Genomic DNA, 22,844 nt, shown 5'->3' with positions numbered 1-22,844 from the left:
CCTTCTATATGAAAAGCAACTATACTTTTGTATACCATATTTTTTTCATTTCACAAAAATATTTGCCTAACAAAAAAATCCCAGCCTACAGGCTGAGATTTTTTTATTGGTAATAAGGTGAGATCATTAAGTAAACAATAACACCAGATAAACTTACATATAACCAAATTGGCATCGTCCAACGTACAATTTTACGATGACGTGTTAATTGATTTGTAAAACCAAATACAAGTGCAAACAATGCAAGTGGTACAATAATAGCTGCCAGGATAATATGTGTAATTAAAATAATGAAGTACACATATTTAATGAATCCTTCCCCACCAAAATGTGTTGCCGGCGCCAAGTAATGATACGATAAATAAGAAACACAAAATAGCAACGTCGTTGTAAATGCTGCGAGGATGAAACCACGGTGCATTTTCACATTCTTCTTAATAATAGAGTATAAAGCTGCTAATAAGAATACGAACGTAAAGCTATTAAAAATTGCATTTAACATTGGTAAAATTGTTACATCAAAATGTACTTCTCCTTCATAGCCAACAGGTCCAAAGAACAAAAATAAAATAATCGCATTTACAATTACAGAAAGCGTTATCACAATAGGAGCATAGCTTTTCTGATTCGTTGATTGATCCACCAAAATGGTCACTCCTCTTCCTTCAAATATGTATACGTAACCTCACTATTTTAACATATTATTCACAGTGTAAATGTGACAATAGTTTGACACAGTAAGACAAAGCAAAGAAAAAAATCCTTCTTAATAAAACTTCTTAAGAAGGATTTTATCGCTTTATTATTTAAATAGCAATGTAATTAGTTTTTGTTAAAAAACGTATTGCTATATGCTTGATAAATTTCAGACACTTGATATCCCATTAAAGAAATTGCTGTTAATGAAAAGAAACCAATCATAAGAAATCGAAACCACATATAAATCTCCTCCTTGTATTTAGCTTAAAAAGCAGTCGCTATATTACAAGTTGAGTGGCACTCTTCATCGTCACTTTCCTTTTTCTTTACAATTGCTGTTATAAATCGAAGCATAAAGAAAATCACAAAAGGAAATTGTTCGTAATTTACCTTGGCATAGTTTGGCAACGGCTCGCGTTGCACATCGAACGGAGATGCGAAGGAATAGAACATACCTTGCTCTTCCATATATACAATTACAATTTTCATACAAAACATTATTCCTAGAAACGAAACAATATCTTGCCATTCTGTCGTATATAACAAGTTATACAGCTCTAATACGTACTCTTCCATCGTCATCCCCCCTTCCTTTTTTATCATTTTGCTCGCCTTCGTATAAAAAGTCAAGAAAAAAGTTTATATTCACTATGACAATAGTAATTACTTGTTTCTATGATTATATATGATTCTTTTATAGCAATGATTGGGTGTAACTCTCTTCTAAAACAAGAAATTAGAATCGAACAGATTCCTCATTCTTACTTTTAGGATTCAACAATGTACTATTTTTATTTCTATTAAAAATAAAATAAGAAATTATTATAAGAACAGTAACAAGCATTGTTAAAAGCGCTTGTGAACGTAAAGATTCAATTGCGAGCATGGCAACTAAAACTGCTATAATCGCAGCAATTGTAACATATGTTACATATGGAAAAAGCCACATTTTCACTTTCAAATTTTGTTGTTCCGCTTTCCCCATTTTTTTACGTATCTTGAAATGTGAAACTGCTATAACGAGATAAACGAGTAACGCAATCCCGCCAGATGCATTCACTAAAAATAAAAATACTTTATCTGGAGATATGTAACTAAAAACAACTCCAATGTAAGCAAAGAAAGTTCCAAATAAAACCGCCCGAACTGGAACACCACTACTATTCAATTTCAAAAATGCCTTTGGCGCATCTCCTCTTTCTGCCATTGAAAAAAGCATTCTTGAGTTCGTATATAAACCCGAATTTAAACAAGAAAGTACAGCTGTTAAAACGATAAAATTCATAATTTGTGCTGCCGCTGGTATCCCTATATGTTCCAGTACCGCCACAAACGGACTTTTTAGTATGTTCGCTGAATTCCACGGAAGGAGTGTAACAACTACAGCAATCGATCCAATGAAAAATACGAGAATACGCCAAATTACACTATTTGTTGCTGTTTTTACTGCTTTTACAGGTTCGGCAGATTCACCAGCGGCTACTGCAACAATCTCAGATCCCATAAATGAAAATATAACGACGGTAATTCCAAGTAGCACCGAACTTATACCATTTGGCATAAATCCTCCTTGCCCTACTAAATTCGAAGTGCCAGGTGCTTCCGTTCCTGGTACAAATCCTAAAATAACAGCGAGCCCAAGACAAAGGAACAAAACAATACTTATTACTTTAATAAATGAAAACCAATATTCAAATTCTCCAAATGATTTCACCGAGAAAACATTCGTCAACGTTAATAAAATCGTTAATATTAAGCTTAATAACCAGAGCGGGATTTCTGGAATCCAATATTGAATAATACCAGCACCTGCTGTAGCTTCTATTGCAATAACAATTACCCAGAAAAACCAATATAGCCACCCAATTGTATAACCCGCCCATGGACCAATTGCTTCTCTTGCATATGTTGCAAATGAACCACTTGTCGGGTTAATAGCTGCCATTTCCCCTAGCATTCTCATAACGAAAATAACTAGAAGTCCTGCTAATGCATATGAAACGATAGAACCTGGTCCGGCTGAATGCACAACCGCACCGCTTCCAACAAACAAACCAGCTCCTATTACGCCACCAATGGAAATCATTGTAATGTGGCGTATTTTGAGGTCTTTCTTAAGATTTTTATCCAACTCTTGTACATCCCCTTCCAAACTTAATTTTGAAATTTATGTAAGAGTATTATGCGAAAAATCTTGTCCTATATTTTAAAATATATCAAAATATTCTGAATTTAACAATCGTAATTCGACCTCCTTCAAAAATTATTTCATTAGGTTTAATAGTTTTCCATATACAATTGTTGAGAAAATTATAATCGACTTACAAAAGAATGAATTTTCAGATATTATTAAACGAACAAGATTATACATCTAGACAACTTTTTGTATAGGAGTGTTGATATGTTAAACAAGTTCAAATTCATTTGTTGCGCTTTAGTAATTTTCTTACTGCTACCGCTAGCTCCCTTTCAAGCACAAGCAGCAAACAATTTAGAATCAAAATTACTCGTTGGATACTGGCATAACTTTGATAACGGTACTGGCATTATTAAATTAAGAGACGTTTCACCAAAATGGGATGTAATCAATGTATCTTTCGGTGAAACTGGGGGTGATCGTTCCACTGTTGAATTTTCTCCTGTGTATGGTACGGATGCAGAGTTCAAATCAGATATTTCTTATTTAAAAAGTAAAGGTAAGAAAATAGTTCTTTCAATAGGTGGACAAAATGGGGTCGTTTTACTTCCTGACAATGCGGCTAAGCAACGTTTTATTAATTCCATACAATCTCTGATCGATAAATACGGTTTTGATGGAATAGATATTGACCTTGAATCAGGTATTTACTTAAACGGAAATGACACTAATTTCAAAAACCCCACGACTCCTCAAATCGTAAATCTTATTTCAGCTATTCGGACAATCTCAGATCATTATGGTCCAGATTTTCTATTAAGCATGGCCCCTGAAACAGCTTATGTTCAAGGTGGTTATAGCGCATATGGAAGCATCTGGGGTGCTTATTTACCGATTATTTACGGAGTAAAAGACAAACTAACATACATTCACGTTCAACACTACAATGCTGGTAGCGGGATTGGAATGGACGGTAATAACTACAATCAAGGTACTGCAGACTACGAAGTCGCTATGGCAGATATGCTCTTACATGGTTTTCCTGTAGGTGGTAATACAAATAACATTTTCCCAGCTCTTCGTTCGGATCAAGTCATGATTGGACTTCCTGCAGCACCAGCAGCTGCTCCAAGTGGCGGATATATTTCTCCAACTGAAATGAAAAAAGCTTTAGATTATATCATTAAAGGAATTCCTTTTGGAGGAAAGTATAAACTTTCAAATCAGAGTGGCTATCCTGCATTCCGCGGCCTAATGTCTTGGTCTATTAATTGGGATGCAAAAAACAACTTTGAATTCTCTAATAACTATAGAACATATTTTGATAGTCTTTCCTTGCAAAAATAATAAAAAACAACAATAGGTTTTATATGACCTATTGTTGTTTTTTATTTATGTAAATTACTTTTTCACTTCTACATGATGAAGAGATTCTTTTCCATCTCTTACATAACTATTTACAAGACTTAAAAGTAATTTTCCACCAATTAACATTGCTCGTTCATCAAAATCAAATTGAGGATGATGATGTGGATATGTTGCTCCTATTTCTTCATTACGCGCACCTGTGAAAAAAAATGCTCCTGGAACACATTCTAAGTAATATGCAAAATCTTCTCCACCCATAATAGGTGGCACTTCAATGACCCTTTCTCTTCCAAGGTCACGTTTCGCAATCTCCATAAAATGACTCGTTTCATCTAAATGATTTATTAATATTGGATAGCCTCGTTTATATTGAATACTAACCTCAGCATGAAGAGACTGACAAAGCCCCTCAACAACTCGTTTAAATTCATTCTCCATATATTCTCTCACTTCAGGATCTAGCGTTCGAATGGTTCCTGTAAACGTAGCAGTATCCGCAATGATATTATCCGCCTGACCAGCATGGAATGTACCAACTGTTAATACCGCAGATTGAAGCGGATCTATTTTTCGACTCACTAAAAGTTGTAACTGATTAATTACTTGTGTTGCAACGATAATAGCATCAACAGTATGATGCGGCATACCGCCGTGACCGCCTCGCCCTTGAATCTTTACTTCAAATGTATCAGCTGCCGCCATCATTGCTCCAGCTTTCGCTCCAACCATTCCTATAGGCATTTGAGAAGATAAATGTGTTCCAAACACAACATCTACACCTTCTAAACAACCATCCTCAATCATAGCAATTGCTCCGCCAGGCTCTTTCTCTTCTGCATGTTGATGTATAAGAACTATTTTTCCAGAAAGCTGGTCTCTATGATCACTTAATATTTTTGCAACGCCTAAAAGTGTTGCTGTATGTCCATCATGTCCACAAGCGTGCATTACGCCGGGAACCTTTGATTTATATGAAACTTGCTTTTCATCTTGAATAGGTAGTGCATCAAAATCAGCACGTAGCGCTATCGTCTTCCCAGGTTTTCCACCTTCAATTACGCCGATTACCCCTCTTCCCCCAACATTTGTTGTCACATCAATATGAAAACTTTTTAAGATTTCAGCTATTTTTTTCGGTGTTTCTATTTCTTGAAACGATAGCTCTGGGTATTGATGAAAATCTCTTCGCCACAAAACCATTTCGTTATATAAACTTTCCAATTCTTTATACCATGTTTCTATCATAGAAATGCCCCTTTCTTTTTTAACACTTTAATTAAAAGTTACATAATATTCCGTGTTTAATCAATAAAAAAGAGCACTTTCTTTGAAAGCCCTCCTACTACTCTAAAATAGTCTAGTTACTATTTTGCTTCAATACAAATACTGAAAGTTCAGGTACACTCCAAAATCTAACAGGCATTCGGGTTGTCCCAATACCACGATTTACGTATAAATGTAACGGCTTATTCTTCCCTTCTAATTCATACATACCTTCAACATGACTCTCAGCTAACTTTGTAGTAATTAATGGACCTATAAAAGGAATTTGAACTTGTCCTCCGTGACTATGGCCTGACATTTGAAAATCAACTGGGTAACGAGCTACTCTATCTACAACATCTGGCTCATGTACTAATAGCATATTGAAATCTTGTTGCCTTATATGTTTTAAAGTCGAGTCTATTTGCGGCTTACCTAATAAAAAATCATCCAAACCTGCTATTGTAATATACTTACCGTGTTCCGCTTTTATTTTCTGCACTTCATTTACTAACACAGAGAAACCAGCTTCCTCCATATACTTTTTATAAAATAAACTACCTCCCCCGCCCCTATCATGATTCCCAAACACAGCATATTTCCCTAAAGGCGCATGTATTTTCTGTAAAATACTTTTCGCTTCTTCTCTTTCGGCTTTATACGATCCAAACTTATCTATTAAATCCCCTGTAAAAACTACTACATCTGGATGTAACGCATTCATCTTCTCCACCAAATTTTCTAGTTGTTTCAGTGTAAATTCTGGCCCTAAATGTACATCTGAGAATTGTAATATTTTTTTATTATTAAACTCTTTAGGAATTGTAGATGCTTCTATTTCATTCCACGTAACTGTTACTAGTTTTCGTTCTATTTCTGTCGCATAGAAATACAAACTTACTGAAATCATTATTATACTTATGAAACTGATTGCAAATATTTTTATGATTGATTTTTTTTGTTCTTTTTTTACATGATGCGTATTCATGTTCTCACCTCTAGAAATACTTTAAAGCCTTATTGTTACATTAATGTGACAACATGAACAATGTTAGTTATATCCAATTCTACCCATTCACTTTGACAATTTTATACAGAAGGCATAACATATTTTTATAATACATAGATTCTTAAAAACATTCCTTCTATTTATTCTATCATTTTATTAAGGAGAGATTATTCATGTCTGTATTTACACCAGAAGAAATTACGGAACTTGCTGCGAATTCCGGAAGAAAAAAAGCTCATTTATCATTACTCCCTATGTTAATTCTCGGTTTTTTTGGTGGTGCTTTCATAGCATTAGGGTATTTACTCGATATTCATGTTATTGGAACAATGCCAAATTCTTGGGGATCATTTACTAGTTTTCTAGGTGCCGCTGTATTCCCTATCGGTCTTATACTCGTTATTCTTGCAGGCGGTGAGTTAGTAACTGGCAATATGATGACCGTTTCAATGGCGTGGCTTCACAAAAAAATCGACTTATTTCACTTCATTCAAAATTTAGTTATTGTTACGTTTAGCAACTTCATAGGTGCTGTATTCGTTGCTTATTTTTTCGGTCATATCGTCGGATTAACAGAGGGAGCTTTTTTAACGAAAACAGTTTCTATTGCGCAAACTAAACTACAAGATACACCACTACAAGCCTTCATTTCTGCAATCGGATGTAATTGGCTCGTTTGTTTAGCTGTTTGGCTCAGTATGGGAAGTAAAGAATTTATCGGAAAGATTATCGGCATTTGGTTCCCAGTTATGACTTTTGTTGCGATTGGATTTCAACACGTTGTAGCTAATATGTTTGTCATCCCAGCTGCAATTTTTGCCGGTCATTTAACTTGGATTGAATATTTTCCAAACTTCATTTTTGTTTTCTTCGGAAACTTAGTAGGAGGTATGTTATTTGTAGCATTACCTTATTTCATATCCTATAATAAGAAACTCCCTTCCAATAAAGAGCAAACTGCATTAAAGAAAAAATCTGTATCCGCTTAAATTGAATGTCTATAAAGTAGCTCTCAAAAATATTACAAATTTCATTTTTTTTACGAATATATGTACGTACACTTGTTCTCGAATGTTTTATACGTTATAATAACAACTTAAATAGCATTATTTACATATGAGGTGAAAAACATGAACAAAACAGAATTAATTAAAAACGTAGCACAAAATGCTGAGATTTCTCAAAAAGAAGCTACTGTAGTTGTACAAACTGTAGTAGAATCAATCACTAACACTTTAGCTGCTGGTGAGAAAGTACAACTTATCGGATTCGGTACATTCGAAGTTCGCGAAAGAGCTGCTCGTACAGGCCGTAACCCACAAACTGGTGAAGAAATGCAAATCGCAGCTTCTAAAGTACCTGCTTTCAAAGCTGGTAAAGAACTAAAAGAAGCTGTAAAATAATGAAAAAATAGCCTTCTCGTTTACGAGAGGGCTATTTTTTCATTACATAATTAATAAAAATCTGACCATTATGCTGTTTCTTTTGTTCCTTTATGCAAATAAAACCTTTACTTTCAAAGAAAGGTTTTGCTGTAATACTCGCCTCTGTATATACCTCCCCATGCCCCAAGTTCACTGCTTTTTTTTCTAACTTCTGTAGTATATAGGAAGCTATCCTTTTCCCTTGATAATCTTTATGCGTAAATAAGCGATCTACGTAATGATCTTCATTATAATCCCCAAATCCCACTATCACACCGTTATGATCCGCTACATAACTAATATTCCTCTCTAAAGAATTTAACCAGCTTTCTCTATCTAGTCAATCCGGTGCCCATGCCTGTAGCTGTAATACGTTATAATCTTTTGCATTAATTGTATGAACTGTTTCATAGAACAACTGTAATACTTGTTCTAAATCCTCTTTATGAAATGTTCTAATAATCGTGTCTTTTAACATATACGAACCTCCTTACTAAACTATCATTTAACTTTTCTACCATCTAGTATTCAATATTTCTGCTTTATTATATCTTTTTTCTTTCTATAGAAAGAAAAAAACAATACTTATTTCAAAGTATTGTTTTTTTGTTTGTAAGCATCTGCAATTACTCTATAGATTTTTATTTTTTAAATTTCACTCTTTGCAGTCGTAATGCGTTTAATACAACGGATACAGAACTAAATGCCATCGCGGCTCCAGCAACCCAAGGTGCTAAGAAACCGAACGCTGCAATCGGGATGCCTAAGCCGTTATAAGCTAGTGCCCAAAATAAATTTTGCTTAATATTTCTTATCGTCATCTTACTCATAAAGATTGCATCAGCAATACTATTTAAATCACCACGGATTAACGTAATATCTGCCGCCTCCATCGCTACATCCGTTCCTGTTCCAATTGCCATACCGATATCCGCCGTAGCAAGTGCAGGAGCATCATTTATTCCATCCCCAACCATTGCTACTTTCTTACCTTGTGCTTGCAGTTTTTTCACTTCTTCTGCTTTTCCTTCTGGTAATACTTCTGCAATTACGTGATCAATACAAACTTGCTTAGCGATTGCCTCAGCAGTTTGTGTATTATCTCCTGTAATCATAACAACGTCTAGACCCATTTTCTTAAGTCTTGAGATAGCTGCTTTTGAAGTATCTTTTACAGTATCTGCAACGGCAACTATTCCAGCATACTCCTTATCTATTGCTATTAACATTGCCGTTTTTCCTTCTCGTTCTAGGGCTTCCATCGATTTAGAAACTTCTTCAATATCAATATCGAATTTCTTCATTAATCGACGTGTACCAATTAATAATTGTTTCCCTTCTACGACTGATTCGATGCCGAATCCCGGAATTGCTTCAAACGTTTCTGAACTTGGGATTTCAATTTTCTTTTCTTTAATTCCTTCTACAATCGCTTCTGCAAGTGGATGTTCAGAATTTTTTTCTGCCGCACCTACTAAACGTAGTATTTCTTCTTTGTGGAATCCATCTGCTACAATTACATCTGTTAGCACCGGCTTCCCATTTGTCACAGTACCTGTTTTATCTAAAATAACTGTATCTAATCGGTGCGTTGCTTCTAAATGCTCCCCGCCTTTAAATAAAATACCATACTCTGCTGATCTTCCTGATCCCGCCATAATAGATGTAGGCGTTGCAAGACCTAATGCACATGGACAAGCGATAACAAGTACGGCTATCATTTTTTCAAGTGCTCCGCCAAAATCACCAGGTGTAACAAATAGCATCCACACTGCGAATGTGATAATAGCAATCACAACTACAACCGGTACGAAAATACCAGAAATTTGATCTGCTACCCGTTGAATAGGAGCTTTTGAACCTTGCGCCTCTTCTACTACTTTAATAATTTGAGCTAATGCAGTATCTCTTCCTACCTTAGTTGCTTTCACTTTTAAAAAGCCATTTTTATTTATTGTAGAACCAATTACTACATCCCCAATTGTTTTATCAACCGGAATACTTTCACCTGTTAACATCGATTCATCTATTGCTGACTTTCCTTCTACAATTTCCCCATCTACTGGGATTTTTTCACCAGGCTTTACATAAACGATATCACCAGCTACCACTTCTTCGATTAAAATTTTTATTTCTGTTCCATCTCGTACAACAGTAGCAGTTTTCGCCTGTAATCCCATTAATTTTTTAATCGCTTCTGACGAGCGTCCTTTTGCTTTCGCCTCAAATAATTTACCTAAAATAATTAATGTAATAAGTACTGCACTCGTTTCAAAATACAAGTCTGTCATATGTTCCGAAGAACCAATCGACCTAATACTTAAATACACACTGTAGAAATACGCTGCAGACGTTCCAAGTGCCACGAGAACATCCATATTGGCGCTTTTATTTCGTAACGCTTTATAAGCCCCAACATAAAACTGCCCACCAATGATAAACTGAACTGGAGTTGCAAGAGCTAGCTGCACCCAAGGGTTCATAAGCATATCAGGTAAATAAATAAATGATGTAAATGAGAAATGACTTACCATTGCCCACAGTAACGGGAATGATAAAATAAACGAAATGATAAATTTCTTCTTTTGTCGCTCAATTTCTTGTAAGCGATGATCAGTTGATCCATCTTGCTCATCTGATTTCACTTCTAATTTATATCCTAATTTCGTAATTGCACTCTTCATTTCATTTACATTAATTTCATCAGGATTAAAATCTACTGTAGCTGATTCCAAAGCGAAATTTACTGTCGCTCCGTTCACACCTTCTAACTTATTTAAACGCTTTTCTACTCTATTCGCACATGCTGCGCATGTCATCCCAGAAACAGTAAACTCAGCTTTATCACTGACAATTCCATATCCTAACGATTCAACTTTTTCCTTAAATTGTTGCGGATTTGTTTTTTTGGGATCATACATTATTTTTGTTTTTTCAAGTGCAAAATTTACATTTGCATCATGAACACCTTCTACTTTTTTTAGACCTTTTTCAATTCTATTTGCACATGCCGCACATGTCATTCCTGATATTTGAAGATTGGCCTCTTTCTGTTCATTCATGTCTCTCACCTCTATATACCCTCATAAGGTATAATTATTAACAAAATAAATCGTACTTCCTATAAAGTACGATTTATTTCCATATCTAAAAATAATTATTGAACATCGTACCCTTGATCTTCAATTACAGCAACGATATCTTTTAACGTTACAACTGATGAATCGATAGTAACTTCAACAGTACCTTCTGCTAATTGAACTTTCACTTGCTCAACACCGTTTAGTTCTTTCACACTGCTTTCAATAGAATTTACACAATGTCCACAAGACATACCTTCAACTTGTAATGTTAACTGTTCCATTTAAAATCCTCCTCTTGTTTCTTCATTGTTTGTTAATCACAATTACATCTTACCATACCCCCCTAAGGTAATCAATGGTTTTATATCATGATTTTTCAATTATTTTCTAAAAGTTTATTTTACACACACTTTTTCACACCAATACCTCGAAATCCTATATAAAAATAAACAAAAAAACAAGCCAGTGACATACTAGCTTGTTTTTACGCTTTTGAAAAACGTTCAAATACTGTCATTAATTCTTCAATTGCTTCGTCACCATTGCCATCTTTAATAGCACCTGAAACACAATGACTTGTATGGTTTTTTAATACACCCATTCCTACTTTTTTCATTGCTGCATTAATCGCTGAAATTTGCACTAAAATATCCACGCAATAACGATCATTTTCAATCATATTTTGAATACCGCGGACTTGTCCTTCAATTCTCTTTAATCTATTTATAATTTGTTCTTTTTCTTTTTCTGATCTATGTGTTACCGCTTCATGATCTTTATGATCCATATTATCACCTTCTTAAAGTTTCTCTTCATCCAATAAAACAATTGCTTTTACGAGTATACCAATTATAGCATTAAATATCTACGTATGATACCCCATATGAGTATATTTCTGCTCTATGCTTATTCTTAACAACTTATTAGCTTCTCAGACTCAATTATTATGATACCCTTACCTTTTTTTCAAAAAACAATAATAAGCAGGGATTATTCCTCCCCGCTTATTATTCATCCACAAATATAAAAGTCTCAATTTTCATACGTGTAAATTGAGACTTTTTTCTTCCTATATATAATTATTGCTGATCACATACTTTTGTGTCATTCACTACTGAAGTTCCTTCAACGGTTACCGTATGAAAACAGTCATTTACACGAACTGTCACGACATTATCTTGCCGATCAATGATATGATATTCATTAAAATTTTTATTCAGAGCACTGCGAATTTGTTCTCCTTCATAAATTGGAATGCCATGTGATAAAACCCAAATAAGCCCAGCGATAGCAAGAATAGTTTTCATACGATCTACCTCCTTGAGAATATAGTGAACTTTTAATCCATGCTTTTTCAGCTCTACTAATCATGACTGGAATGAATCAAGCCTTTTTGGAAATAAGTTCATTTCGTCTATTTTATGTTTATGCTAATTGTGACCGAATTGTGACAACTTTTTGTCTCTTTAGACGAAAAGTTGAAACAAAACTTTCAAAAAGGACAATTCTACTTGCACAAACAAAAGGCTATGGAGAATTTCCCCATAGCCTTTTGTTTGCATTTTATTAGACAATCATTTCATTATGTTTAATGTTAAGTGTTTCAATTTGAATTGTAGCATGTTCAATATGGAACTCTTTTTTTAGCATATCAATAATATTTTGAAGTACTTCTTGATCATCCTGTTTTTTATCAATTATTACATGGACACTTAATGCATCTAATCCCGATGTAATTGTCCAAATATGAAGGTCATGTAAATCACGTACACCTTCTACTCCTTTAATTGCTTGCTTCACTTTCTCTATTTCAATTGCAACCGGTGTACCCTCCATAAGTATATGAATAGAATGTTTTGTTACTCCCCATGCGCTCTTTAAAATTAATAAAGCTACAACTACTGAAATAATTGGATCTGCAATATACCATGAGAATAATGACATAAGTACACCAGCTACTAATGCTCCCACTGACCCTAAAGCATCCCCAAGAACATGTAAATACGCGCTACGTAAATTCACGTTATTTTTCACGTCACCTTGTCTCATAAGTGCCCATGCACTAATTAAATTTGCTAATAAACCAATTGATGCGATTAACATCATTGGACCACTTGCTACAGTTGGTGGTTCAAAAAAACGACCAATTGCTTCCCATACGATAAGCCCTGCTACAACAAATAATGTGATTCCATTAATTAATGCTGCTAAAATTTCAAAACGATAATATCCATATGTTTTTGTAGAAGTAACCGTTCTAGCTGCAAGTCCGATTGCAATTAAACTTAATAATAATGAACTCGTATCACTTAACATATGTCCTGAATCTGATAATAAAGCTAAACTATTTGTAACTAGTCCTCCAAAAAATTCAAGAAACATAATAGTTGCTGTAATTACTAAAGCTGTAATTAATCCTTTTTTATTCCCTTTTCTACTCTCCTCAAAATGATGATGTCCATGGGAATGCCCGTGAGCATGCCCATGATGTTGGTGACCGTGATGATGTCCCATATAAATTCCTCCTTTTAATTTTGTTTTATCCTTAATACTTCCTCTATTGAATTTTCATTTTCTTTATAAATGGTTCTTTTCTTACCTGAATTGAACTTGTTGGGCAGCCATCACTAGCCGCCAACATTGCTTGCAAGAAAGTTTTTGGGATCCCCATTATTCCTTGATTACTATCTAATAGACCAAATGATTTTCCTCTTCCATCTAATTGATATATATCAGGTGCTATAGAAGTGCATAATCCACATGACTCACAATTCTTTTTATCTACAACCGTATAATGTAACACTATAAATCTCCTCCGTTATTTATATACAATACATAGGTAGGGTATATAAAACCGTTTGTTTTATACCAAATTTCCTTCCAAAGTTTCTATTTCCCTATTTAAATAATAATGGCATATCGGTTTTAAATCATTATCCAACTCATAAACCAATGGTGTTCCTGTTGGAATGTTTACATTTTCTATTTCTTCATCTGAAATTTGATCTAAATGTTTTACTAAAGCACGTATTGTATTTCCATGTGCTGCAATAATTACTTGTTTACCAGCTTTTACATTAGGAGCTACCTCTTCATTCCAATATGAAACAACTCGTTTCTCTGTATCTTCTAGATCTTCTGTAAGAGGAAATTCATACTCTTTTACATCTCTATATTTCGGATGTGCTGCTTCATATCTTTCGTCATCTTTTGTAAGTGCTGGTGGGCGTACATTTGTTGAACGTCTCCATAAAGTTACTTGCTCATCGCCATATTTTCTCGCTGTTTCTTCCTTATTTAATCCTTGAAGCGCACCGTAATGGCGCTCATTTAATTTCCATGTTTTATGAACAGGTATCCACATCAAATCCATTTCTTCGAGAGTGATCCATAAAGTACGCATCGCTCTTCTCAAAACAGACGTATATGCGATATCAAATGAGAAACCATTCGCTTTCAGCATTACTCCGGCTTCTCTTGCTTCTTCCAAACCTTTATTGGATAAATCAACATCCGTCCAACCAGTAAACCTATTTTCAACATTCCATTCACTTTGTCCGTGTCGTATTAAAACTAGCTTTACCATACTTGCTATCTCCTCTCCTTTTAAAGTTGCATTTTCATAAAGAAGTATCTTTATGAAAATGCGCGATTACATATCAAGTTCTTTATTCTTCATTTCACTACTATGACTAAACGCTAATTCAATTAATCCATTTACGTGAGAATCATCTAATGAATAAAAAACAAGTTTCCCCTCTTTACGCTTTTTCGCTAATCCTATCGTTTGTAATAGTCTTAAGTGATGTGAAGCTGTTGCAATACTACTATGAATAATACTTGCGACATCACGTACACAAAGTTCTTTCTCCGTATACAACGCATAAGCAATTTTCAAACGTGTTTCATCTGCAAGTGCTTTAAACATTTTTGCTACACTACTTATATTTTCTTTCTCTAGCATATCACTTGCATGTTTTACTTTTTGTTCATCATGATAACAAAGTTCACAATGCTCTTCGCTCATATGTAACACCTCTTATTCAAGTATATATTTGATTATGTATGTAGTATACCTTATAAACGAGAAACATTCAAACGTTTATTTGAATGTTTCTCGTTTATCCTAAAAACCCCACTAATTATTAGCCCGCAGTAATCGATCTTATGAGCTGTCCGACCGTTAATACCGGATAAATTAAACCATTTTTCTTTTAGTATTCCCCCTTTAAAAAACAAAACTTAGAAAAAAGCTCCCATATAAGTTCGTTTCTACTGCCTACTCCGACCTTTTCAAAAATTGACTTGAAATGATCCTGAACTGTATACGTAGAAATACACAATTCTTTTGCCACTTCTTTCGTTGACATCCCCCTAACAATTCCTACTATCACTTCTTTCTCTCTTTGAGACAAACTATAAGAATCTGCAAGAAGAGGAAAAACTTCTTCTGGCCGTGCACTTTCGAACAAAACCCTATATCCTGTATGACAACTACTGTAACTTTCTAACCTACTTGCACGAATAACCAAAAATTGTCCACACGTTAAACTTATACAGACTGTTGCTTCTTTATTAGTTTCATTTGCTTTTACTTGCGAACAAACTGCACGTATCGGCCTTGGAATGTCCTCTTCAGTCAATTGTTCATACTTTCTAAAGTTTGATAACCATATGTATCCTGTTTCATCCCAATAATTTAGTTTAAGATTTTCATTTAATATAATCATGCCCATTCCTACTACTTCTATTTTTTCTTCTGAACGGGTTATAAAGGATGCTCTTAAAGTATCTCCTGCCAATAAACCCACCTTCGATAAATACTTACATTCATCATGCTGAAAAGGTATTTTTGTATTATCTCGAAACAAACTTAAGTGTCCAAAACATTTTCCTTTACTCATACAAACCACTCTTACTTCATCTATAAAACCGGCTGGTTTTAAAATATTTCGATACCTAGCGCTTTTTATCGAATTATCATTTGTGACAATACGTATCGCACCAACATGAGGAGGCTTTCGTGCTAACTCTTTAAATTTGTTATAATCATCCTCTAAAAATTCATTCATAAATAACTGCGGATGCAGTTGTTCAATTCTTTGATCTGTATATGCTCCGGTTGATAAAAATGTACGCGGGTCTATAGCGGTGAAGCAGGAAGCATCAAAAGGAATTACCTTTTTTAATATATTTAAAAAATCTTTTTGAAATTGTCTAGTTGAGCTCTCGCTTTTCATTAACAGTGTTATTTCTTTCGTTGCCTGTTCATAAATCATCTTTATTCCCCCCAGATTTATGGGATTGTTTCCTCTAACCATTTCATTTCATAATAAAGTGAAACTTTATTGGAAAAGAGGAGGCTAAAAAATGAGCTGGAATGATCATACTGTACATACATATGAACGAACAATTCCGTTGAAAATCCCTGGATATTTTACCCTTTATAACATGATGAATCATTTTTTACTTACTACACTCCCTAAAGAAAATATGAATCCCAATTTAATAGTTATAGGTGCTGGTGGTGGACAAGAAATTCTCTCAATAGGCAAACAAAATAGCAACTTATCTTTTACAGGTGTTGATCCATCTGAAAGCATGCTACAGTTAGCTAAAAAAAGAATTGAAAACGAAGGCATACAAAATCCAATTCACTTTGTACATGGAACTGTGCATTCATTATTAACCAATCCATTATTTGACGCTGCTACTTGTATGCTTGTTCTTCACTTCATCCCAACTATTAAGGAGAAAAAAGAGTTACTTAATGAAATTAGTAGTCGCTTAAAGCCTGGTGCTCCATTCTTTCTCTCTTCAATAAATGGTGTACCCCATACAAGTATGTTTTCTGCACAATTAAATGCTTGGCACAACCATATGATGCAAAATCAAATTCCATTAGAAGATTGGAACAGATTTGAAAATTCTTTTGAAACGGAAATATTCCCTATTTCCGAAACGAATCTACTAACTATTATGGAGGAATGTGGCTTTACTCAAATTACTCGCTTTTTTACTAGTTTTTTAATTGATGGATACGTTGCCTTTAAACAATAAGGAAAAAAGGTAAGCAATTGCTTACCTTTTTTCTACCTTCTATACGTGACTAATAAATCTTAACCCTTTACTTAAAGAGGTCGGCACAACTGATGCGTGATTCTCCCCTTCAGCCTCATAAAACGTAAATCTAAACTGATCGTGTTTTACTTGAAGAAGGCGCTCTGATAATTCGTTTGCCCCTACAACCATATGCTCTCGTTCTAGTGATCCGACTGTAAGGAACACTCCTGTTTCAAACTTAGCGTTGTTTAATTCACTTATAAGGTTCTCTTCTTTTTCAAGTACGGATTGGTTATTCCACCAAATAGATGGACTACTTATAAAATAATTTTGAAAGGCATTTAAGTTGGTAAATAGTATATGTAAAGCAAATAAGCCACCTAACGAATGCCCAAATAACGTTTGCTTTCCTTTATCAATCTCATAATTATTTTCAATTTGAGGTTTCAGTTCTTCTTCCAGAAATGTAAAGAAGTTATGTGCTCCTCCTGTTTTAGGCCACGGTTTGCCATCTGGTTTTAAAGGTGCATCTTTTGAAATTACACTAGGCGTAAAATCATAGCATCTTTCTTCACCTGAAAATGCCCCTTCAATTGGATAACCAATACCTACTATAATGGCTGGTGAAACACCTGTTTTTTCCGCTCTAACTGATTGTATTTTAACCGCTTCATGGAATGTTTGAAAAAAAGCATTGCCATCTAATACGTATATAACAGGATATCCTGACTCTGGCGCTGGTCGCCTCGGCTTTGAAATATGAATTTGATATTCCTTACCTTCTAATTTCGAATACATTTTCCACTGTTCTGTATTAGTTGTTATAATCTGCTGTTTTTCAATAGTAGTATTCATCTTATATCCCTCCCTCTTAACTCGTTACATATATTTCTACTTTCTCTTCTTGAGAGACAACACTATCGTATCCAAAGCAAACAGGAGATCCATTATACGGATCAATCATGACACGCGCATCAATATGAAATACTTCTTTTAACACTTCATTTGTAATGATTTCTTCTGGGATACCAGTTGTAACGATTTCCCCTTCCTTCATTGCAATAATCTCATCTGAAAACCTTGCTGCATGGTTAATATCATGTAGTACCATTACAACTGTACAATTATGTTCTTTATTTAACTTCTCCACAATTTGTAATACATCTAATTGATGAGACATATCAAGATATGTCGTTGGTTCATCTAGTAGTAACACTTCTGTCTCTTGTGCTAAAGCCATCGCTAGCCATACCTTTTGCCTTTGACCACCTGATAAATTGGCAATTTGTCTCGTTCGAAATTCAGAAGTTTTCGTTATATCTAATGCCCAGTCAATCATCTCTTTATCTTTTGAAGTTAACTTATTTACATTATTTCGATGTGGATAGCGTCCATAAGAAATTAATTCTTCCACTTTAAGTTCTCCTGGTGCAATTGGAGTTTGCGGGAGTAAAGCTAACTGCTTCGCAATTTCTTTCGTTGGAATCGTATTTAAATCCTGTCCTTGCAAATATACTTTACCGCTCTTTTGCTTTAAAATTCTTCCCATCGTTTTTAACAGTGTTGATTTACCGCACCCGTTTGGCCCTATAATTGTCGTTACTTTTCCTTCTTGTATTTCCACATTTAAATCGCGAAACACTGTAAGCTTTTCATAACTCGTTTCTAAATTTTTTGCACTTAAAATACTCACTTTTATTCCTCCTCTTACGCTTTCGCCTTATAAAGTAAATATAAGAAATACGGTACACCGACAATAGAAATAACGATCCCAACAGGTAACTCTACAGGGGTGAAAACTGTTTTTGCAATAAAGTCTGAAGCTATTACAAGGAACATTCCGATTACTCCACACGTAGGAATGATATGCTTATGTTGAATACCAACAAGTCTTTTCGCTATATGCGGTGCCATTAAACCAATGAAACCAATACTTCCTGAAACTGCAACACATGCACTGACAAGTCCGATACTACTTAGTAGTAAAATAGATTTCTCTCTTTCTACCGAAACACCTAAACTTGTAATACTCGTTTCTTCCAATTGAAATAAATCTAATAAATAAGCTTTTTTTTGTATAAGCGGAATTAATATGATAAGCCACGGCAACATAGCAACAATATACTTCCAGTTTGCGCTATATATGCTTCCTGACACCCAAACTGCAGCCATTTCGAAATCAGTTGACTTCATTTTGAGTGATAAGTACATAGAAAATGCTCCAAATCCTGATCCAATTGCAATCCCTGTTAATAAAAGACGTTGCGAGTCTAGCTTACCGTTTTTCCATGAAAACAGATAAATGATGATAGCTGCACCTAATCCGCCGACTAAACCAAACATTGGCATCATCATAATAGACATCCAGTCTGTGCTCTTTAATTGCCCTTGAAAGAAAAACATAAAAATAACGATGGCTGTGCCGGCCCCAGCATTCACTCCTAAAATACCTGGGTCTGCCAATCCATTCCTCGTAATCCCTTGAATAACAGCACCTGCAACGCCTAGGCCTAATCCTACTAATCCAGCGATTACGATGCGCGGAAGACGAAACTCAAAAATAACTAAATCATGATCTGGTACTGGATCTATTCTAAAGAGTGTTTTAAATACATCTTTAATCGTAATATCAAACGTACCATTCGTTAAACTAATATAAATTGCACATAGTATTAAAAATATAATAATCCCCATTGTCATTCCAAAGCGCTGACTCGAACTTTTAAGCATGTCTCTCTCCTCCTCTTGTACGGATTAAATAAAGGAAGAAAGGAATTCCAATTAAGGAGGTAACGACTCCAATTGGTGTTTCAAATGGATAGTTTACAAATCTACTTAAAACGTCACATAACGCTAAAAACACGCCACCAATCACGCCTGCACATGGCAATATCCACTTATAATCTACTCCAATGATAAAGCGAGTAATGTGCGGAATAATTAAGCCTACAAAACCAACTTTCCCCACTAAAGCAACTGCCGTTCCTGTTAAGAAAATAACCGATAAAATAGCCATCGCTTTAACTAGTTTTGTACGCTGTCCTAGATTAATAGAAACTTCTTCTCCTAAAGAAAGAATAGTAATAGATTTTGATATTAACAGCGCTAAAACTATTCCAATTATCCCAAACGGTATCGTGATTTTAATGATATTAGGGTCCACTTGGTCTAACTTTGCATTAAACCAAAAACTAACATTTTGAGAAATTTGGAAATATGAAGCCATTGCAGCAGATACACTACTTAAAAATGTTCCAATAACTGTTCCGATAATCGCTAACCTAACTGGTGATAAGCCATTTTGAAGGAGCGAACCAAAACCAAAAACGATACCGGCTCCTAGTGCAGAACCAATCATTGAACATAAAACCATACCAATTGATGACATTCCTGGAAGAAAAATCATGCAAAGTGTAATAACAAAGGCTGCCCCATCCGTCACACCCATAATAGAAGGGGATGCAAGATAGTTTCTTGTCATCCCCTGCATAAGTGCTCCTGATATGGCTAGAAACGCTCCGACTAAAAGAGCTGCAACTACCCTTGGTAAACGTGAAGTAATAATAATATTATGATTTACATCGCTTGAATCAAAATGAAATAATGCGTTCCACACTGTTTCAGCATCAATACTTTTCGCCCCATACAAAATAGAAAGTATAACTGTAAATAAGATCAGTATGGGTGCTATACATAATATGGTTACTGGTACTGCATTTGTTTTCTGCATATCATTCAACGCACCTTACTTATTGTATTATTTAGATAAATTTTTTACTGCTTCTTTTAAGAATACTGTTTTACTCCAAGCTGTACCACCTTGTGCCATTGGGTCTACAACGTTTACAAATACTTTCTTTTCCTTCGCAGCATTCATACTTTGCCAAATTGGATTGCTTTCAATTTCTTCTAGCACTTTCGGATTTTTATTTTCACTTGCCTCATATTGTAAGAAAATATAATCTGGGTTAAGTTCAGCAAGTTTTTCAAATGAAATTTTCTCTTGTGCTTTTACAGCTTTAAGTTGTTCTGGAGCAGTTAGCCCAAGATCTTTATAAATGACAGGGTTGAAGTATACTCCTTCTGGATATAGGAATAATTCGTTTGCTCTTAGTCTAATGACAAGTACTTTTTTGTCTTTTAACTTATCTCCTAGTTTTGCTTTTGCTTTTTCAGCATCTGCATTGTAATCTTTAATAATTTTTTCTGCTTTATCTTTTTTACCAGTTAATTCTCCCATTAACTTTAAGTTATCTTCCCAATCTGTTGAAACATGTGATACTGGGAATGTCGGAGCTACTTTCGTAAACTTTTCAGCTGTTTCTGCTGGGAATTTCGTACTTGATGTAATAACGTCTGGCTTTAATTGTAGTAATGTTTCAAAATTTGGTTGCATTTTCTCACCAACAGATTTCGCACCCTCTAAATCTTTCTCAAGATACTTCGGTAATTTACCACCTACAGTAATGGCACCTACCGGCTTAATACCAAGTACCGCTGCATCTTCCATTGACTCTAAACTAGCTGTCGCAATTTTATCTACTTTTGCTGGTACTGTATATTCTTTACCTAAATATGTAATTTTTCTTTTTTCGTCTTTTTTCGTTTCCGTAGCTTTTGTCTGTTGCTTTTGTTCTCCTGAAGTTTTATCCGTACTATTGCATGCTGCTAGTCCTACACTTAATACTGTAACCATCCCTAATGTAAATAACTTCTTATTCATCTTTATATATCTCCTCTCGAATTTTCAAACAATATTCTTAATAAAATTTAACTATATGAAACTTATCTTACATATATATTTCATTAAATTAATAATTCTATCCAGAACTCATTCTCGTTCACTTCCCCTAAGCTATAATTCTTTTTACACCTCATCCTTTGATAATCTTCCCCACTGATAATGATTATCGTTACTAAGTATATATTTAATATGCGATTATTTCAAGAAAGATTTGAAAAATTTTAACAAAATGAATAAAAAAAGAAGTATCTGCCTAATCCTAGGAAGATACTTCTTTTTTTAGAAATTTATATGTAATTCAACTGGGCAATGATCTGATCCCATTACTTCACTATTAATTTTCGCCTCTGTTATTTTATCTTTCATTCTTTCCGAAACAACAAAATAATCTAAACGCCATCCAATATTTTTTGCTCTCGCTCCCATACGATACGACCACCACGAATATGCACCTTCCTGATCAGGATACAGATAACGATACGTATCAATAAATCCCTCTTCTAAAATACGTGTGAATTTCTCCCTTTCCTCATCAGAGAATCCAGGATTTTTACGATTACTTTTTGGATTTTTTAAATCGATTTCTTTATGAGCAACATTTAAATCTCCGCAAAAAACAACGGGCTTTTTTTTATCTAATTGCTTAATATAAGCCCGGAAATCATCTTCCCATTTCATTCTGTAATCTAATCGTTCTAATCCACGTTTTGAATTTGGTGTATATAACGTAATTATGTAAAAATCTTCGAATTCTAAAGTGATAACTCGTCCTTCTTGATCATGCTCTTCAATTCCTAAACCGTATGTAACAGCAAGCGGTTCTTTTTTCGAAAAAATTGCTGTTCCTGAATAACCTTTTTTCACGGCATAATTCCAATATGCATAATATCCCTCTGGATTTAAATCAATTTGTCCATCTTGTAATTTAATCTCTTGTAGACAAAATATATCAGCACTTGATTCCTCGAGATATTCTAAAAATCCACCTTTTGCGATAACAGCTCGCAAGCCATTTACATTCCATGAAATTAACTTCACTTATAGCCCTCCTCTT

24 protein-coding genes and 1 pseudogene are annotated in these 22,844 nt (G+C 34.5%); 4 read left to right on the top strand and 21 right to left on the bottom strand.

The window, feature by feature from the left end; all coding sequences use genetic code 11:
* Positions 1-103 precede the first annotated feature (103 nt).
* From ILT06_RS06730 to gabP, 3 genes are all read right to left on the bottom strand, one after another.
* Complete coding sequence (locus tag ILT06_RS06730; RefSeq protein ID WP_000228316.1) at positions 104-646, bottom strand: DUF420 domain-containing protein; 543 nt, start codon at positions 644-646, stop codon at positions 104-106.
* A 317-nt stretch (positions 647-963) separates the two neighbouring features.
* Positions 964-1,302, bottom strand: coding sequence for a hypothetical protein (locus ILT06_RS06725; RefSeq protein WP_141669109.1), 339 nt, complete (start codon positions 1,300-1,302; stop codon positions 964-966).
* A gap of 133 nt (positions 1,303-1,435) precedes the next feature.
* Positions 1,436-2,830, bottom strand: a complete 1,395-nt coding sequence (gene gabP, locus ILT06_RS06720; protein ID WP_000360102.1) for a GABA permease — start codon at positions 2,828-2,830, stop codon at positions 1,436-1,438.
* A 270-nt stretch (positions 2,831-3,100) separates the two neighbouring features.
* On the opposite strand from gabP, the gene ILT06_RS06715 reads away from it, so the two are divergent.
* On the top strand, positions 3,101-4,183 hold the full coding sequence (locus ILT06_RS06715; RefSeq protein WP_064475069.1) for a chitinase: 1,083 nt from the start codon (positions 3,101-3,103) through the stop codon (positions 4,181-4,183).
* A 54-nt stretch (positions 4,184-4,237) separates the two neighbouring features.
* On the opposite strand, the gene ILT06_RS06710 is transcribed toward ILT06_RS06715, so the two are convergent.
* Positions 4,238-5,449, bottom strand: coding sequence for a M20 metallopeptidase family protein (locus ILT06_RS06710; RefSeq protein WP_098111007.1), 1,212 nt, complete (start codon positions 5,447-5,449; stop codon positions 4,238-4,240).
* A 112-nt stretch (positions 5,450-5,561) separates the two neighbouring features.
* The gene (locus tag ILT06_RS06705) at positions 5,562-6,455 is read right to left on the bottom strand and encodes a metallophosphoesterase (RefSeq protein WP_222654934.1); all 894 of its coding nucleotides are present in this window, start codon (positions 6,453-6,455) and stop codon (positions 5,562-5,564) included.
* Positions 6,456-6,649: 194 nt separating this feature from the next.
* Here ILT06_RS06705 and ILT06_RS06700 point away from each other — a divergent pair, with 194 nt between their 5' ends.
* Both ILT06_RS06700 and ILT06_RS06695 read left to right on the top strand, forming a co-directional pair.
* Positions 6,650-7,465: a formate/nitrite transporter family protein gene (locus ILT06_RS06700; protein ID WP_098102220.1), complete on the top strand. Its 816-nt coding sequence runs from the start codon at positions 6,650-6,652 to the stop codon at positions 7,463-7,465.
* A gap of 141 nt (positions 7,466-7,606) precedes the next feature.
* Positions 7,607-7,879, top strand: a complete 273-nt coding sequence (locus ILT06_RS06695) for an HU family DNA-binding protein (protein ID WP_001043904.1) — start codon at positions 7,607-7,609, stop codon at positions 7,877-7,879.
* Positions 7,880-7,910: 31 nt separating this feature from the next.
* On the opposite strand, the pseudogene ILT06_RS06690 reads toward ILT06_RS06695, so the two are convergent.
* From ILT06_RS06690 to ILT06_RS06645, 10 genes and pseudogenes are all read right to left on the bottom strand, one after another.
* Positions 7,911-8,378, bottom strand: a pseudogene (locus ILT06_RS06690) (GNAT family N-acetyltransferase).
* A 163-nt stretch (positions 8,379-8,541) separates the two neighbouring features.
* Entirely contained in the window at positions 8,542-10,962 is a 2,421-nt protein-coding gene (locus ILT06_RS06685) for a heavy metal translocating P-type ATPase (protein ID WP_088047329.1), read from the bottom strand.
* Between the two features lie 95 nt (positions 10,963-11,057).
* Positions 11,058-11,264 (bottom strand): copper chaperone CopZ, encoded by a 207-nt coding sequence (copZ, locus tag ILT06_RS06680; protein WP_000436980.1) that lies wholly within the window; start codon positions 11,262-11,264, stop codon positions 11,058-11,060.
* A gap of 203 nt (positions 11,265-11,467) precedes the next feature.
* Positions 11,468-11,770, bottom strand: coding sequence for a metal-sensing transcriptional repressor (locus ILT06_RS06675; protein ID WP_000349635.1), 303 nt, complete (start codon positions 11,768-11,770; stop codon positions 11,468-11,470).
* A 292-nt stretch (positions 11,771-12,062) separates the two neighbouring features.
* Positions 12,063-12,290: a hypothetical protein gene (locus ILT06_RS06670; RefSeq protein WP_000849103.1), complete on the bottom strand. Its 228-nt coding sequence runs from the start codon at positions 12,288-12,290 to the stop codon at positions 12,063-12,065.
* A gap of 259 nt (positions 12,291-12,549) precedes the next feature.
* Complete coding sequence (locus ILT06_RS06665) at positions 12,550-13,497, bottom strand: cation diffusion facilitator family transporter (RefSeq protein WP_064475064.1); 948 nt, start codon at positions 13,495-13,497, stop codon at positions 12,550-12,552.
* 43 nt (positions 13,498-13,540) lie between these two features.
* The gene (locus tag ILT06_RS06660; protein ID WP_064475063.1) at positions 13,541-13,786 is read right to left on the bottom strand and encodes a ferredoxin; all 246 of its coding nucleotides are present in this window, start codon (positions 13,784-13,786) and stop codon (positions 13,541-13,543) included.
* 60 nt (positions 13,787-13,846) lie between these two features.
* Complete coding sequence (gpmA, locus tag ILT06_RS06655; protein WP_064475062.1) at positions 13,847-14,569, bottom strand: 2,3-diphosphoglycerate-dependent phosphoglycerate mutase; 723 nt, start codon at positions 14,567-14,569, stop codon at positions 13,847-13,849.
* A 66-nt stretch (positions 14,570-14,635) separates the two neighbouring features.
* Positions 14,636-15,010: an ArsR/SmtB family transcription factor gene (locus ILT06_RS06650; RefSeq protein ID WP_064475061.1), complete on the bottom strand. Its 375-nt coding sequence runs from the start codon at positions 15,008-15,010 to the stop codon at positions 14,636-14,638.
* Positions 15,011-15,197: 187 nt separating this feature from the next.
* On the bottom strand, positions 15,198-16,262 hold the full coding sequence (locus ILT06_RS06645) for a helix-turn-helix transcriptional regulator (protein WP_222654933.1): 1,065 nt from the start codon (positions 16,260-16,262) through the stop codon (positions 15,198-15,200).
* Between the two features lie 91 nt (positions 16,263-16,353).
* Here ILT06_RS06645 and ILT06_RS06640 point away from each other — a divergent pair, with 91 nt between their 5' ends.
* Positions 16,354-17,043, top strand: a complete 690-nt coding sequence (locus ILT06_RS06640; RefSeq protein WP_064475059.1) for a class I SAM-dependent methyltransferase — start codon at positions 16,354-16,356, stop codon at positions 17,041-17,043.
* A gap of 39 nt (positions 17,044-17,082) precedes the next feature.
* On the opposite strand, the gene ILT06_RS06635 is transcribed toward ILT06_RS06640, so the two are convergent.
* From ILT06_RS06635 to ILT06_RS06610, 6 genes are all read right to left on the bottom strand, one after another.
* The gene (locus ILT06_RS06635) at positions 17,083-17,901 is read right to left on the bottom strand and encodes an alpha/beta hydrolase (RefSeq protein WP_064475058.1); all 819 of its coding nucleotides are present in this window, start codon (positions 17,899-17,901) and stop codon (positions 17,083-17,085) included.
* 16 nt (positions 17,902-17,917) lie between these two features.
* Entirely contained in the window at positions 17,918-18,739 is an 822-nt protein-coding gene (locus ILT06_RS06630) for an ABC transporter ATP-binding protein (protein ID WP_048545874.1), read from the bottom strand.
* A 14-nt stretch (positions 18,740-18,753) separates the two neighbouring features.
* Positions 18,754-19,776: a FecCD family ABC transporter permease gene (locus tag ILT06_RS06625; RefSeq protein ID WP_064475057.1), complete on the bottom strand. Its 1,023-nt coding sequence runs from the start codon at positions 19,774-19,776 to the stop codon at positions 18,754-18,756.
* Positions 19,769-20,776: a FecCD family ABC transporter permease gene (locus ILT06_RS06620; RefSeq protein ID WP_001173055.1), complete on the bottom strand. Its 1,008-nt coding sequence runs from the start codon at positions 20,774-20,776 to the stop codon at positions 19,769-19,771. The genes ILT06_RS06625 and ILT06_RS06620 overlap by 8 nt, the downstream gene beginning before the upstream one ends.
* A gap of 27 nt (positions 20,777-20,803) precedes the next feature.
* Positions 20,804-21,769: an iron-hydroxamate ABC transporter substrate-binding protein gene (locus tag ILT06_RS06615; protein ID WP_048545878.1), complete on the bottom strand. Its 966-nt coding sequence runs from the start codon at positions 21,767-21,769 to the stop codon at positions 20,804-20,806.
* Positions 21,770-22,069: 300 nt separating this feature from the next.
* Positions 22,070-22,828, bottom strand: coding sequence for an exodeoxyribonuclease III (locus ILT06_RS06610; RefSeq protein ID WP_000767613.1), 759 nt, complete (start codon positions 22,826-22,828; stop codon positions 22,070-22,072).
* Between the last annotated feature and the right edge of the window lie 16 nt (positions 22,829-22,844).

It is taken from the genome of Bacillus sp. 17RED48 (assembly GCF_019837545.1).
Classification (GTDB): domain Bacteria; phylum Bacillota; class Bacilli; order Bacillales; family Bacillaceae_G; genus Bacillus_A; species Bacillus_A wiedmannii.
This window is presented reverse-complemented; position numbering and strand designations above follow the sequence as displayed.